The following is a 14171-nucleotide window of genomic DNA, read 5'->3' as shown; positions in this document are numbered from 1 at the left end:
AGTGTCTGCGACTACTGCATCGGGCGTACGACGGTTAGCTCACCATCAGAGCAGTTCTCGAGCGGGGGCGATCCGCTCCGCGGGCGGTGGGCTCGGAACTTCGACGTCGCGGGATCATCGGACACCTTTGCCGTCGGGTATCCACGATGAGCGGCGAGATTGTGCGTGCGCTGCGTGCGGTTTGGCGTTGGTACGCAGACAAATTCGGGATTCTACTTACCTGCGTTCTGCTGGTATTCGTTGCAGCGGTGTGGTGGCTCATTCGTCCGGGTGATGATCAGGCCGCGGCTATCACGGAGCAACTTCGCATCGACATCCCTTCGAATGCGTCCGATGTCAGCGTCGACGACCCCGCTATTGCGTTGCAGGGTGCGTGTTCAGGTGTGGAGTTCTTGATGCCGACGGCCGAATGGCGCGAGTATGTCGGAGAGTACGTCGATGTTGCAACGCTGGAACCGACGTTTAACGTCGCTACCTCGTGCGGGAACACTCTGATCGAATGTGAACGGACATACAACACGCAACCCGGCAGTGACTCCGGCTACCAAGCTTCCGATCGCATCGACGGAAAGTACCGCGGTGTGGTTGCCTTCCCAGATTGCGTCAACGGCAAGACCAAGATTGCCTGGTCGATCGCCGACTAGCTGACGACCTTACCCATGCGCTGCGAAAGAAGTTGTGTGACAGAGGAGACAACGTGTGTCGTGGCCTCCTTGGCTCGCGCTACCTGGGCCGCGAAACCGCCACAACACACACAGAGGTGCGTGCTTCTGTCCGAGCGTTTAGTCAGGCATCAGGGCTTCGAACCTAGCCTCGACCGACGCCGAGATACTGATGCGCTCAGGCCGTAGGGACGGGGAAGGTTGATCCTCGCCGCCCATGTCGGCCGGTAGTCCCATTGCTGCGGGTGGCGCTGCCATAAATCTCTCGTGGTGGGGCTCGGCCGCCACGATACCCAGCATTCCGGGATCAGCGATGGCTACCGCATGAAAGGTGTTGTAGCCCAGGCTTGCCGTGTAGCCCTTGGCCTTTGCCAGCGCGTCGAGTACCGCTTGATCGCGGACGCGGGCAGTGCGTTTGAGCGTCGCCTTCCGCGTCAGCCACACGGCCAGCCCATTGCTTCAGCCATGGTGTGACCTCGTGCGTCGGCCTGAACTCACTGACCAGCAAGCGTGGGACTGCCTGTGGCGTGACGACGCGTTGATCAAGTCGGCGATGAAGATCCCGGGCGAGTGGACGGCGAACGCGAGATCGGAAGATTTGGCCGGGTCAGTGGCACTGTATCTGTCGCGGCCGGATGTGCCTACAGGTCGGATCACGTTGCTGCGCACTCGACTCGACGCGGACCAGCTCCGTCGGATCGACTTGCTGCAGGCGGTGACTCAGCTGGGTGGCAGCGACCTGGTTTGTCGAGAGATCGTCGCTGAGCCGCCACCGGGTTCGACACGGGAGGAACATGTCGGTCCGCGGGAACTCGCGCTGATCGAGCGCTACCGGACGGCCGCACGGGAAGCAGTGGCCGAGCGTGAAGCCAAGACTGGGCAGGCGGTCGCGCAGATATTGCGGGAGGACGGTTTGATTGCACGGGCTGCTGCAGCTCGCATGATGGCGCCGGCCGACCAACTACGGGCGCTTCGTGCCTGCTTGTTCGGTCGTGGCTCGGTGGCAGCTCGTCCCGAGGACGCGGACTGGGTGACGGTGCAGTACCTGCTGGTTCTCGGCCGTGGTGCGTCGACGTACCAACACAGCGACGAGGGGCTGGGGAGACGTTGTCGGTGCTTCTCCCGATCCTTCGGGCATACATCGACCAGGTGTATACGCGGCCACGTCGGTGGGCGACCGAGCGTCTGTTGACGTTCGGCGAGGCAGGTGTTGTGCCGCTGGGCTATTCGATCTACGCCGACGAGGGGGACTACCTCAACCGGCGGTTCGGTCCGAGTGTGAGGAAGTACCGCGCGCTCGGCGAACTCGTCAAAGACAACCGGGACGTGCCACTGCGAGATCTGTGTGACCGTGTGGAGGCCGCGGTTCTGGCGCGTGACCGGTGGATAGTCAATCAATCACAAAAGGAATACAGAGGTGGGTTTGACCATGAATGAAGACTCGAGCTCCGGCATCGTCGCCATCGCGGACGCCATAGCGGTCGAGGCGCACGCAGGCCAAACGGACAAGCTCGGTAACGAGTACATTCACCATCCGAGATCCGTTGCGCGGCGCGTGGACCAGAGCAATGAGGTGGCCGTAGCTGCGGCGCTCCTGCATGATGTCGTTGAGGATTCGGCTGTGGCGCCGGAGGACCTGGCGGAACGCGGCATTCCTGCGAATGTGATCGCGGCTGTCGAGCTGCTCACGCGGCGTCGTAACGTCCCAGACGGTGACTACTACGAAGCTATTGCGAAAGACCCTGTCGCACAGCAGGTGAAGCTGGCGGACCTCGTCGATAACACCGACCCAACCCGATTGGGTTTGTTGGATGAGGCGACGCAACGGAACCTGATTACGAAGTACACGAAGGCGTACCGAGCGTTGGGTCGGGAAGACCTCGCAGCTGCGTTGGCGCAGCGCTTGTCGGCATAGGATTCGGGTGTGGTGGCGTTCAGTAATCCTGGCGACGGTTGAGGATGTCGTGCGCGCTCAATCTAGGGTTCAATTCGGCCGCCAGGATTGCTCGCGAGCTCGGTGCACCAATCCGCGGAGCGACACACGCGGATGCTGACGATCGGCCACGACGGATGACAGGGTCGCCTTGGCCCCTATACCGGCTGCGGTATCCATAGAAATCTAGAGATAACAAATATACTGCGACCTGGGTGCAGCCTCGATTGCTCTGGCCGAGGTATGCGTGCGGTAATGAGAGAGACGGTGGCGCAGACGTTCTCGATCCTCATGCCCGGTGAGTTCACCCGCTGGTCGACTAGCGGATAGTCCGCGGGCATAGCCACATTCACGGCATTCCCGGTGTCGAACTTCGTGGGCGTACGCGCTGGTCGGACTCGTCGTCGCCGTCGGTGGATCCAGCGACCCGGCCAACAACGGTGGCGGCCTCCTTGACCTGCTCACCGGCCACAGCGCGATCCTCACCGTCATTGAGGTGTTCTTTGTGTTCGCGAACCTCGGTAGCGTCGGCACCCACTGCGCTGTACAACGGTGCCGTCGGATGGTCGGGACTCACCAAGACCACGATGCGTCCGGTGGCCGAGATCCTCGGCATCCGCGATGCCGCAGTCGCATTTACCGGCGTGTGGTCGCACTTCGTCGGCTGGCTGAACCTGCTCGGGATCTTCGTGCCGCCGATCGGCGCGATCATCATCATCTGCGCCGCAGCGCCTCCGCGTTCACTCGGCTGCGGGCCAGTGCGTTCACCGCGTGGATCATCGGAGCCGGAGTGGCGACGCTGTCGAACTACTTCGTGCCCGGATCAGTCGATGCCATCGTCGGGACTGTCGTTGCGTCCGTGGTGTTCTGGAGCTACGAGAAGGTTCCTGGTCTCTGATGCGACGGCGACGTCCACGCCAGCACCGGAGGCCGTGGCGGTATGAGTAGCGGCCAGTGGCCGGCGGTGTCGGCGATCGCCGATGCCGTCGGCCGCGGCGAGACCGGTGCGCTGTCGGTCGTAGAGGAGTCGATGAAGCGGCTCGAGGCGCTCGACGGGGAGTTGCATGCGTTCTGCACTTGGACGCCGGAGCTCGCGCTCGAGTAGGCCGCAGCCCTCGACGCGGCCATCGCCCGGGGAGAGCCGGTCGGCCCGTTGGCCGGCGTTCCGTACGGCGTGAAGGACCTAATCAGAACCAAAGGTGTGCGAGGACCACATCCTGGGTCGGTGGCCTACAGCGACTTCGTGCCCGACGAGGACGATGTGGTCGTCGAACGCTGCAGGGAGGCTGGCGCGATCTCGCTGGGCAAGACCAACGCCAGCGAGTTTGGTTACAGCGCAATAGGCAGAACCCACGGTTCCCGGTCACCCGGAATCCGTGGAACCTGGACCTGACGCCCGGGGGGGGGCGTCGGCGGGGTCTGCGGCGGCGGCCGGGATCGTGCCGTTCGCGCTGGGGAGCGATGGTGGTGGGTCGATTCGGATTCCGGCGTCGTTCACGGGGTTGGTGGGGTTCAAGCCGTCGATGGGGCGGGTGCCGGTGTATCCGGGATGCCGGGATGAGCGGTATCTGGGGGTGTCGGGGTGGGCGAGCATCGAGCACATCGGTCCGATGTGCCGGGCGGTCGCCGATGTGGGCGCGGTGATGTCGGTGCTGGCCGGCCCCGACTCCCGTGATCGGCACAGCATCCCGGCCGGTGATGTCGACTGGCTGGCGGCGGTGCAGCCGTCGTCGGTGACGGGGTTGCGCGTCGCCTACAGCTCGGACATCGGCTATCTGTCGGTGGATCCGGAGGTGCGGGAGATCGTGGGCCGGGCGGTAGCGTCGATCGAGGATGATTGGGGTGTCACGTGACGGAGGCGCACCCCGGGTGGCCGGAGCCGGGCAACGAGTTCACGGCGCTGATCATGTCGGAGACTGATCTGGTCGGGATGAGGAAGATGATGGGGAGTTCGGCGATCAGATGTCGCCCCATCTGGTGAGGATGCTGGAGACTGACTGGACGGCCGAGGACTTCACCCAGGCCAATGTGTGGCGGAAGTCCGTGGTCAACCGGATGGCGCGGTTTATGACCGACTACGACGTGCTGGTCACGCCGACGGCGAATGTGGCGGCGTTTCCGGTCGGCATGCAGGGCCCGGAGGTGATCGAGGGGCGACAAGTGTCCGATACGGCGTAGCAGTGGTTCACGTATCCGTCAAACCTGACGGGTCAGCCGGCGATCAGTGCGCCGGCTGTGGGGTGACAGGGGATGGATGGCCGGTGGGGATTGCAAGTTGTGGGGAGGCATTTGGGGGATGGGACGGTTTTGTGGGTGGGTGAGCCTGCTCGGCGTCGGGGACCTGGCGATCCGGTGCACGGCTAACGCTACTGAGCGGCCTTTTGACTAGCGAACCACAGAGAAGCCATTGCAATGAATTGGTCAAGCATAGGCGAAGTGCCCCCGCTGTGCGAGATGCATGATTTGTTGCGGTGGTGTTCGCGAACGTGGGCTACTAGCGCGGGAATACACGAATCAGCGGCAGGGCCTCGCAGTTGTTTCCGAGCCTTCAATTCGGAACTTGTGCATCTTTCGCGGTGGGCGTGACCCCCCAGTTGAGTCTCAGCGAGCTGGGACAGTCACATTGCATTGGAGCCGGCGCCCTCGCAGACCCGCCGTGTCGTGGCCTGCGAGGTGGTCCACGTCCAGGGATCAATTAACTCCGCGTTTCCCCGGGTTCGACGAAACTGCCCGGTCTGCCGAGTTATTTGGCGACGGAGATTAGCACTCAATGGCTCACATAAGCTCGATATCCATCTCCGAAGCAGTGCTCCGCACCAGGTCGATTACTCGGTGAAGGAATTCGTTCTGATTCGGGTCGGGTGTTGATTGAGGAATCGGAACTGCAGTGGCGTATATGTGCTCAGCGATTACTCTTGCACGATCAAACGTGGAACCTTTTCCTGAAAGTAAGTAGGCGTCTGTCCACTCCTTCCCTCGCTGTGAGAAAAGGCGTTCGTGCGAAAGGTCGAGCATCCTCTCGCTTAGGCGATTCGCGAGTTCGTCATAGAGTGCCTGTTTTTCTTCGTCGCTCGGTTCTCCGCCAGTCCATTCGAGCGGAGACTGGATCAGTAGCCACACCTGGCTCTGGAGCCAACCTTGGAGGTCGGCTACAGGATGCAGGTTCTGATACTCGTCTTGGTTCATTACTGCGAATCGTCGGCTAAGGGCCTTCACAGAGCCCCAATGTGCCGCTTCGACATCAGGAGAGGACGTCCGACCAAGCCTTGCGTTCCAGTACGTGTGGAACTCTTCTACGGCATCCCGGACTGCTACGACGAGATTTGTCCTGTCGTATCGGGGGCGCGTGTCCGCCAGGGTAGGTCGGTCACCGCTATCCTGCAGGCCAACCAGTAGCCGATCGAACTCACCTATCGTTAACCCGTCGGTGTCTTCGTTCAGGACGCGTTGACAATCCGACAGAAAGTAAGTGGCATCGCGAACCCTTGCACGAAGGGGTCTCTCAGCGAAGATTCCGAGGTCTTTTCCGATTCGGGCGAGTACCCCGTCACATGCGTTTATTACGTGAAGCGCGCGGTCGGCGTCGGTGGGCAAATTGTCACCACTCACTGCGTCGAAATGTGTAAAGCAAATATGTAACTTAGCACCATGCCCAGTTCGTGCCATAGCCCGCAGGAGAGTCGCGGGTGCAGCCTGAATTGGATTCTGAGCACTGTCGACTAGAGCGACAGCGTCGGCCTCCGCGATCAGCCGGGTAAACTTGGAGGATATGCTAGTTGCGGACTCGACAGTGTGGCCCAGTCCCTCGGTGTCGATGAGAATTAGCTTCGGCGAAACACCGTCGTTCCATCGCGGTCTGAACGGTCCGGACACTCGAACCCCGTCTACTAGCGGTGTCAGCAGACGCCCAAAACCGGTTTTGGAGTTACTCGTAAAACGCCGGAGCTCACGGATGAACGCGCCACGATCATCGGTTGCCCAACTCCAAGATTCAGGCCATCCCTGGCGTGTCTTCGTCAGTTCGCCGGTATCACCAATAAGGTCGAATCGTTTACGGATCTCTTCGACTAAGTCGTCCTTCAGGGCGTGGACGTCATCGTCGTCACGGAGTTGCTCTTCGAGTCCCTCTTCGACGAGAATGTCCCGGACGCGTTGGTCCTCGTCCGTCGCAGCGTTGCCGAGATCCGTCTCGATCCTCTTTGCGGTGTTCTGGGCAATCTCGAAGATCTTGTCGATCAGTTGGCCTATAACTTCGTTCGTCTGCCGGAGTGGTAGCTCACCCAGCTCAGGCATTCCAGCTTCGATTTTAGTTGATTTTGATGCGAACGACGTGTTCGCGAGCAGCGCAATTTCGTTAGTTGGACTCTCTTCAGTCAGGCCATCGCCGAGGACATAGTTAAAGCGGAATCGTTCATCCTTGTGCCGAAGTAGTGATCGTCGAACCTCGGCGCGGCCTTCGCCTCGGCGAACCGAAAGAACAGCTTGGAGAACGCAATCCTGCAGATGGGCAGATACTTCATCCAGCGAGAAGAAAGTCACTGCAGCTGCGAAGGGTCCGTCGCTCAGGACAACCTCCGTGTCTGCAATCGTGGTCCGCCCGGTGGCCGTAGTCGGAAACCGCTCGAGGTCTGGATGGGTGCCGATAAGTTGGCGAAGGACCGTGGTTTTGCCTGAGCCCGTGGTGCCGAGAAATAAGATGCGGCGATAGCCAAGTTCGCGACTTGGATAGGGAAGCAAGTTCTCCCGAACCGAGGCGCTATCGACGGAGTTTGACGTCATCGCGCCGTAAAAGATATCGACGGCCTTCGGAGCGAATCGTCCCGTGGCCTCTGGCCTTGCAGACAGGGACCACCACCGCCTATCAGAGAGAAGCTCGTTAATCTGAGCCACAAGCGTGTCGGCGGCGTCGTCGTCGCGCGTGCCTAACCCGTATCGGAATCTTTTCGGTTTCCCGCTGTCCGCATCCATCACCGCTGGATGCCTGAAGATTACGGACCAGCCAGCACGATTGGTTCGGTTTTTACTTGCTGTGTAGGGGCGCATGGAACCTCCAGGGTTGTACCGGCGTTGTACCGCTAACCGTAGACCGACGGTTCGCACACGTCAAGGCTCTTGGAACAACATCGGTACAACAGGGGCGGTCGACAGGCTGGAGCTGAACATACGACTGCTGAGTGGCAGGTCCCGATAGTCGGGGACACGCCAGAGGCTCACACTACAATTGAGGGTTGCACTTAATCTCGTAGTTGCGCGGTGGGATCATCCATGGCAGTCGTTGGCTGTGCCCCGATTCGGGGCTCGACTTTTTGGGTAATGATTCGTCGGCGTGCAGCGGGTGCGGCAGGCCTAACGCGGGAGCCGTCTCTCGCTAACTCGCCCCGTTGGCAACAGGGCCTCAAGTTCAGGGGTCCCGTAGGTCAACAGAATTACATCCTCGCGGCTGTGGTCGCTGACGTTGCGGTCGAAGGTGACGAGGACTTCAGCGTAATCCCGTGGACCTTGCACGTAATCGGCCGCGGTGCTCGTTCCCGAGTTCGTGGCGAATGAGTTCGACGCCACCGCTACCGGCGGAGTGAGTCGATACACCCCGACCGCCCCGGCGATCGGGGTCAGGTGCGGCCGGGTCAGGTGGTTGGTGGTGAGCGCCGTCTCCAGGTCATCGAGATCGGTCTCGCCGCGCAGCTCACGCGGCTGTTCGATGTGCCCGATGATTTCTGGAGAGTTTCCGAGATCGGCGGCCTTAATGGCGTTGTTGTTGAGATTCTCGACCTCCCCCTTGAGTGCGTCGACCTGCTTCTCGATCGCCTCGTCGCTGGCATCTCCGAGTGCGAGTTGCTCGATCGCCTTCTCGATGTTGGCGAGCACGGGTGCTGCGTCGCCGACGATGTCGGTGAAGTCCCCGTAGTCCTCGGCGATTCCCTCGTAGACACGCTGTTCGACGGTGTCTGCGTAGAAGTAGTTCGTGACGGCAATGTCTTTGAAGGACGCGCCAATACGGTCGACGCGGCCGATGCGCTGCTCGACCCGCATGAGGTTCCAGGGCATGTCGTAGTTGATAAGGCGGCCGGACGTTTGCAGGTTGAGTCCCTCGCTCATGGAGTCGGTGCCGATGAGCACGGTCAGCTCACCGCCGCGGAACAGGTCCTTGATCACGGCCTTGCTGACTTCGGACCAGGCCTTTTCGGTGTCGTTGTAGATCTGTCCACCGCGGCCGGAATAGCAGCCGATCTTGGCGATCCCGGCCGCGATCAGGCGCTCGCGGACGTAGTCCATCGTGTCGGTGTACTGAGTGAACACGACCAAGCTGTCGTAGGTGAGGAGCGCCTGGTTCACGTCGGTGACCAGTTGGGTGGCCTTGGTGTCCTCGCCGGTGATCTTGTTCAGGTCGTTGAGAAACAGGCGGAGTTCGTGCATCTCGTCCTGGAGCCGGCTGGCCGATCCTTCGAGCGTTTCGGGTTCGAAGAGGGAGTCCTCGACATCGATGTTGTCGTCATCGGAGAGGAGGTCGACCAGACTCTTGCCCTGTTCGAGGACGTCGAGACGGCGGGTAAGGGACTTTTTGATCGCCTCGAACGACGAAGTGAGTCGACGCCGGTAGATGGTCATGATGAAGCCTAGCGCCTGGCTGGACTGGTCCGTCTTGTACGAATTGTAGTGGCGCCGAATGTATTCCTCGATCCGGTCGTACAGCTTCCGCTCGTCCGGTGCGAGCTGGATGAAAGCGTCGTTGACGTGACGGTTCGGGATCACAACGTCGTCAGCGATGATTCCCGCGGCCTGGTATTCCCGCAGGGTTGTCCGGGTGTTTCTGAACACCCGGTCCCGCATCGGATTGTGGCGGCGCAGCCACTTGTCCATCCATTCGGAAGTCTCGTTCGGCATCTGCGAACGTGCCTCCGCGGACGGCGGATTCGCGTGCAGCTCGGCCACCGCCCATGCGCCGACGAACCCGAGCGCCGCGTTGACCTGATCGTCCAGGTACTGGTCCTGCTCCGCGTTCGGATCCGCGAAGTAGTCGGCCAGCATCTCGCACTGGAGTTTCCAGCCGCGCGACCGGGGATCATGGCGGAACCGCTCGAAGTACTCGAGGAAGTTAGACGCGGACACCGCCCACCTCCCGTTCAACCCGAGCAGAGCGATGAGGTCCCACGCCTCGTGCGGGTTCATCTGCATCGGGGTGGCCGTTGCGAGATACAAGGCCTTCCACATCTCTTTGCCCTGCATTTCCAGCAGCAGGCCAAGCAGCGAGTTCGGGGTGTCGCTCGGCTTCGATCCCCGCCGGCGTGCGTGGTGGGCCTCATCCACGAGGACAACGTCCCACGGTCCCGCGGCCAGGATGTCCCGACGTCGGTCCTTGCGGCGCGCGAGGTGGCTCGATGCGAGCACGATCGGGAATGCCGACCATGGGTTCGCGCCGGGGGGTACTGGAACGAGCTCATCGTTCCGGTCGAGGAACTCGCCCTTCTCGAGCCGTGGCACGTCGAGGTTCATCTTCTCGTGCAGCTCTTCCTGCCACTGCCGCATCACCGATGCGGGTACCAGCAGCAGTGCCTTGCGTGCCTTGCCAGCTAGGAACAGCTCCCGCAGCACGAGGCCCGCTTCGACGGTCTTGCCCAACCCCACCTCGTCAGCAAACAGGTAGCCGCGCGGGTAGGTGGCCACGACCCGGTCGATCAGACGCGCCTGGTGTGGCAGTGGTTCGACCTGCGCGGTGCCCACCGCGGTATACGGCGACGCCGTTGGTCGGCCGGCGAGGTCGACGAGCTCGGCCCACGCCAGCTTCGTGTCCGCCACCTCGACCTCCGGTGCCGATTGTTCGCCGCCATCCTCGGCGTCCGAATCCGGCGTCACCTTCGGCAGTGGGGCCACGGCGGGTGCGTGCTCGATGAGGTGCTCGCGCACCGCCTGGGGAAGCGGCACGATCGCCCAGCCCTCGTCGGGTTGGTCATGCCAGTGACGCTCGAAGTCCCGAACAGCTTCCTGCCCGTTCCACTCCCATACGGTCGGCATCCACGATGGGTACACGTCGAAGGTCTCGTGGTTCGCGGCCCACGCCCGCACGGAGGCGTTGTTCGACCCGTTGAAGGCGACCTTGTTCCCGAGCCGGTCTGTGAACACGCCGTACTTGGTGTGGAAGTACCGACCCGACTCTTGGTAGGAGAGGAGCTTCCCGCCGAGCCGCGGAACCCCGACTCGGATCTCGAGCCGGTTGTGCGCGACCATCCAGGCGAGCACGCTCAAGTGTTCGTCCGCGACGATTTTCGTTCCCTCGAGCGCCGGATCCGCCAACAGTCGCGCCGCGACAACGTCGCTTAACGGGCGCCCGGACAGCACCGCGTGGACGTCGGATTCGTTCAGCTGAGCGCCCACGATGAGGCGCATACGGCCGCCGTTGGCCAGGAACTGTGCTGTTCCTTGGGCAGCGAAGGCGAGCTCCGCCGCTGACCAGTATCCGACCGCGCGGTCATAGGCGATCGCGCGGGACAACATCTGTATGTAGAACGAGCTCAGCGGGTGATCTTTGGGGCTGTAGCGGCCCTTCAGTCCGATGCCGACGAACGAATCGTTGGAATCGGGGTCCTCGATCAACGCTTTTTGTTGCGCTGGCCCCGCAGCGGACAAACCCAACAGCAATGATTCCTGCGGATCCGGCTCCATCAGTCACTCGTCCCCGAACAACGATCCCTGAACCGTCGGTGCAGCCAGATCTTCCGCCTCGGGCAGCGTGACGGTCGGGAGGTAGAGAGTGCATAGGGTGTCCAGCAGGCCTGCCTCGTGAACCGCCCACGCCCCCTTCGCCTTCGTCCGCGGGATCGCGTTGACGAGCCCCTGCACGGTGGAGACGAAGCCGGAGTCGGCGCTGAACCCATGCCGATCGAGGAACCGCTTGGCAGCCAGCATCCCGTCGACATCGGCGATATAAAGAGCGGTGTCGACGGCGTCGATCGTGTACTCAAACTTTGCGGCCTCCGGCCGCACACCGGGCAGCTCGCTGTCTGCATCGCGCCGCAGTCGCTCACTTGGCCCGAGTAAGGTGACGCTGCCGGACTTCTTCTTGACGATCTTGGCGCGCTCGAGGTTATCTACGTCCAATCCTCCGACGGCGAGTGCAAGCAGCCGAGCGGTGTCATACGGGAATTCGCGGGCCCCGAAGATATCCCAGGCCAAGAGCACGAAATCGGTCATGTCGTCGACATGCGCTGCCTTGCCCACCAGTCGGGCACGGCGTAACTGCACGACCTCCTCGCGGGCGAGGTCGAGAGCGTCCTCGGGGCGCAGCAGCTGGTCCCGGCCGTCTGCGTCCGGGACCGATGAGTACACCGGCCAGTTCTGCGAGATAACCGACAGTGTCGGCCCGTAGGTGGACAGCAGCAGGTCCACGCCGTCGATGCCGTCGTGCTGGAATCGCTGTGCCGCGGCCCGAGCGGCACTACGGATGTCATGTTCAATGTCGTCGAGGTACACCTGCGAAGACCCGCCGGCGGTGTTGCGTTTGCGGCACACAAGCATGATTGTCGATGCCGCGGAGTTCATGTTCGCTTGGTGCAGTGAGTTTTCGAACTCAGTGTTGACCGGCCACGAGGTTTCGATGGTGAATCCGGCCTGCAAAAGGCCCATTCCAAGCGTGTCCCAAGCCTCCGCGCGCTTGTGCGTGAACATCACTGACAGGACACCGTCGACGCGGAGCACCCTGCGGGCTTCCGCGAAGATGGCCGTCATCTTAGTCTCGTAGTCTAGGTCTGCTAGTTCCTTCTTTCGGCGTCCCATGGCCTCGAAGCGAGACGTGTTCGCGACTGCCTCGTTTTCTTTGTCGGTGAGCGTGTCGAGGAAGAACTCCGGAACCAGCGCACCCAAGGTTCCCTTCTCCCAGACATAAAAGTAGTCCGCTAGCTCGGCGTACATTACGTTGTCGTAGTAAGGGGGGTCCATACAGACGTGCGCGACGGATCCGTCAGCCCAGGGCACGTTAGCAGCGTTTCCCCGTGTCACCTGGACTCCGGTCAGTGCTGTGTCGTCGGCTGTGGTTAGCGTTGGCATATCTCCCCGATCGAACATCGCGGACAGGTCCCGATAGGACTTGAGCGCCTGACTAAGCGCCCAGCCATAGATGTCGTGCGCACCTTCCATCTCGGCGAACGTCCATTTCATGGCGAAGTTGTGGCTGTCGAAGACACTACGCATCCGTTGGTAATTGACATTCCAAGACGATAACCGTGAGTTCCAGTTGAGTGCCTTACCCTGCATTGCTGCCAGCTCGAACAGGACCGCATCACCTCGCTCCCTGCCCAAATCGTCGTGAACCTCGGGAATCATGTTTCGGAACTCCGCGCCGAACGTTCCGTGAACTAGGAGTTGGCGAGAAGTGAACATGTCGGCCCATGACCCGAAGCCGAAGTTCTTTGGCTCTCGCGTCTTAGTGCCCGCCGGTATCTCCTCGACGGGGAGAATCCCGCGCGCCTCCCAGTCCTTTCGCACCTTGCCAAGCCGGCCATACGCGGCCCTCAGTGCCGCCAAATCCGACTCGGTCGGTGCGCGGAAGCTGGTGTCTCCATTAAGCTTCGAGACCACCACCGCATACAGTACTTGCCGCATGCGACCTGACTGCGCCTCGGACTTGATGTACTGGCCGTCTATTACGAGATTGTCGTAGGGGCTTACACCGGTGCCCCGGCCGATTGTCCCGGACTCCGCGTCCGCACGGTCTACATTCTGGCCACTGACAATTTCGAATGCTGGTTCAGTTAAAGAATTGCCATCCCGCTCGGTGACGAGCCGTATGGCAACTTCCTGTCCCTTGCCCTTCCTCAACCATTTGTCACGCAGGAGTGGAACGAGACGGCCGGTGCGCGGGCAGTTCACTGCGTTGGCCCATATGTAACGGGTAACCTTTTCATTTGGCTGCGCAGGAAAGAATTCCTCCAGCGCCTCCGTTATTCGTCCCACGAGGACGTCGCCCCACCTCTTCAATGGTGCATTGAGATCGCCTCCGTATCTGGCGGGGAGCGCAACACTGGCGTGTAGGACGGAAGCCGCGACGCCATTGAGGTCATTGGCAAGTGTTGGAAGCCCGATTCGGGCGGCAGTAAAGGGGATGCTCCCACCCCCCGCCGTTGGGTCTGCGACGGAGGGCAGTTCACCCCAAGTCGATGTGAGAACAGCGTGGAGAAGGGCGCGATCGGCTTCCTCGGGCGTGTATCGGTAAGCCTGCTTGTAGGTGAAGGGGTTGTGCTTCAGCCGGGTGCCTGTCAGAGCTGCTGCCTCCTTTTCTGCATGCGCGGCAAGGACATCACCGCGGATGCCTACCAGATGAAGGAACCATTGGCGGTAGTGCATCTCTGACTGCAATTGAGCAGAATCCGGGAATGCCGCCGCTAAACTTTCTGACCAGGAAGGCATTAATCCACCTAGAACGACCGCCGCAGACGCGACCAGGGGTCTCCTAGCCCACCAGATATGCAGATAGGACAGGGGAGGAAGCGCCGAAGACGCTGCCCGTTCACGCCGGGACTCAATGCCGAGTTCAGCGACGGGGAGCCAGTCCTCGATGAGCACACGGGGCTTGGTGTTGGTCATGT

The 14171-nt window shown here is 61.6% G+C and carries 14 protein-coding genes and 1 pseudogene; 9 read left to right on the top strand and 6 right to left on the bottom strand.

Translation table 11 applies throughout. The features are described from left to right. Positions 1 to 146: 146 nt before the first annotated feature. Positions 147 to 644 (top strand): hypothetical protein, encoded by a 498-nt coding sequence (locus tag KXR83_RS06980; protein WP_437424198.1) that lies wholly within the window; start codon positions 147 to 149, stop codon positions 642 to 644. A 138-nt stretch (positions 645 to 782) separates the two neighbouring features. Here KXR83_RS06980 and KXR83_RS06975 read toward each other — a convergent pair whose 3' ends face one another. Further along, the gene (locus KXR83_RS06975) at positions 783 to 1106 is read right to left on the bottom strand and encodes an SIMPL domain-containing protein (RefSeq protein ID WP_437424197.1); all 324 of its coding nucleotides are present in this window, start codon (positions 1104 to 1106) and stop codon (positions 783 to 785) included. Positions 1107 to 1140: 34 nt separating this feature from the next. Between KXR83_RS06975 and KXR83_RS06970 the strand changes: the two genes are divergently transcribed. Genes KXR83_RS06970 through KXR83_RS06960 form a run of 3 tightly spaced genes read left to right on the top strand, consistent with a single transcriptional unit; the run spans position 1141 to position 2577 of the window. Then, positions 1141 to 1854: a hypothetical protein gene (locus tag KXR83_RS06970; RefSeq protein WP_437424196.1), complete on the top strand. Its 714-nt coding sequence runs from the start codon at positions 1141 to 1143 to the stop codon at positions 1852 to 1854. After that, positions 1851 to 2099 carry a hypothetical protein gene (locus KXR83_RS06965; RefSeq protein WP_437424195.1) on the top strand — a complete coding sequence of 83 codons (249 nt, stop codon included), beginning with the start codon at positions 1851 to 1853 and terminating at the stop codon, positions 2097 to 2099. Before KXR83_RS06970 ends, KXR83_RS06965 begins: the two co-directional genes overlap by 4 nt. After that, positions 2092 to 2577, top strand: a complete 486-nt coding sequence (locus tag KXR83_RS06960; RefSeq protein WP_437424194.1) for an HD domain-containing protein — start codon at positions 2092 to 2094, stop codon at positions 2575 to 2577. Before KXR83_RS06965 ends, KXR83_RS06960 begins: the two co-directional genes overlap by 8 nt. Before the next feature lie 367 nt (positions 2578 to 2944). Here the strand turns inward: KXR83_RS06960 and KXR83_RS06955 are convergent, their stop codons facing one another. Continuing rightward, a complete protein-coding gene (locus tag KXR83_RS06955) occupies positions 2945 to 3211 on the bottom strand; it encodes a hypothetical protein (RefSeq protein ID WP_437424193.1) in 267 nt (88 codons plus the stop codon). A 30-nt stretch (positions 3212 to 3241) separates the two neighbouring features. Here KXR83_RS06955 and KXR83_RS06950 point away from each other — a divergent pair, with 30 nt between their 5' ends. The 4 genes and pseudogenes from KXR83_RS06950 to KXR83_RS06935 all read left to right on the top strand — a co-directional run bounded on the left by KXR83_RS06950 (position 3242) and on the right by KXR83_RS06935 (position 4448). Beyond that, positions 3242 to 3493 carry a hypothetical protein gene (locus KXR83_RS06950; protein WP_437424192.1) on the top strand — a complete coding sequence of 84 codons (252 nt, stop codon included), beginning with the start codon at positions 3242 to 3244 and terminating at the stop codon, positions 3491 to 3493. A 42-nt stretch (positions 3494 to 3535) separates the two neighbouring features. Beyond that, complete coding sequence (locus KXR83_RS06945; protein WP_437424191.1) at positions 3536 to 3700, top strand: hypothetical protein; 165 nt, start codon at positions 3536 to 3538, stop codon at positions 3698 to 3700. Between the two features lie 12 nt (positions 3701 to 3712). After that, a pseudogene (locus KXR83_RS06940) lies at positions 3713 to 3988 on the top strand (amidase family protein); the annotation flags it as partial. Then, positions 3972 to 4448: an amidase family protein gene (locus tag KXR83_RS06935; protein WP_437424190.1), complete on the top strand. Its 477-nt coding sequence runs from the start codon at positions 3972 to 3974 to the stop codon at positions 4446 to 4448. The pseudogene KXR83_RS06940 and the gene KXR83_RS06935, both read left to right, overlap by 17 nt. Here the strand turns inward: KXR83_RS06935 and KXR83_RS06930 are convergent. Continuing rightward, positions 4441 to 4569, bottom strand: a complete 129-nt coding sequence (locus tag KXR83_RS06930; protein ID WP_437424189.1) for a hypothetical protein — start codon at positions 4567 to 4569, stop codon at positions 4441 to 4443. The two genes, KXR83_RS06935 and KXR83_RS06930, sit on opposite strands and share 8 nt — an antisense overlap. A 9-nt stretch (positions 4570 to 4578) precedes the next feature. On the opposite strand from KXR83_RS06930, the gene KXR83_RS06925 reads away from it, so the two are divergent. Further along, entirely contained in the window at positions 4579 to 4773 is a 195-nt protein-coding gene (locus tag KXR83_RS06925) for a hypothetical protein (protein WP_437424188.1), read from the top strand. A gap of 597 nt (positions 4774 to 5370) precedes the next feature. On the opposite strand, the gene KXR83_RS06920 is transcribed toward KXR83_RS06925, so the two are convergent. The 3 genes from KXR83_RS06920 to KXR83_RS06910 all read right to left on the bottom strand — a co-directional run bounded on the left by KXR83_RS06920 (position 5371) and on the right by KXR83_RS06910 (position 14169). Beyond that, positions 5371 to 7563: a hypothetical protein gene (locus tag KXR83_RS06920; protein ID WP_437424187.1), complete on the bottom strand. Its 2193-nt coding sequence runs from the start codon at positions 7561 to 7563 to the stop codon at positions 5371 to 5373. Between the two features lie 378 nt (positions 7564 to 7941). Then, entirely contained in the window at positions 7942 to 11253 is a 3312-nt protein-coding gene (locus KXR83_RS06915) for a DEAD/DEAH box helicase (RefSeq protein ID WP_437424186.1), read from the bottom strand. Between the two features lie 3 nt (positions 11254 to 11256). Then, positions 11257 to 14169, bottom strand: a complete 2913-nt coding sequence (locus tag KXR83_RS06910; protein WP_437424185.1) for a DUF1156 domain-containing protein — start codon at positions 14167 to 14169, stop codon at positions 11257 to 11259. Positions 14170 to 14171 lie beyond the last annotated feature (2 nt).

Source organism: Williamsia muralis (assembly GCF_051487485.1).
Taxonomy (GTDB): Bacteria; Actinomycetota; Actinomycetes; order Mycobacteriales; family Mycobacteriaceae; genus Williamsia; species Williamsia muralis_B.
The sequence above is the reverse complement of the archived record's forward strand: the minus strand, read 5'-3'. Positions and strand labels throughout refer to the sequence as shown.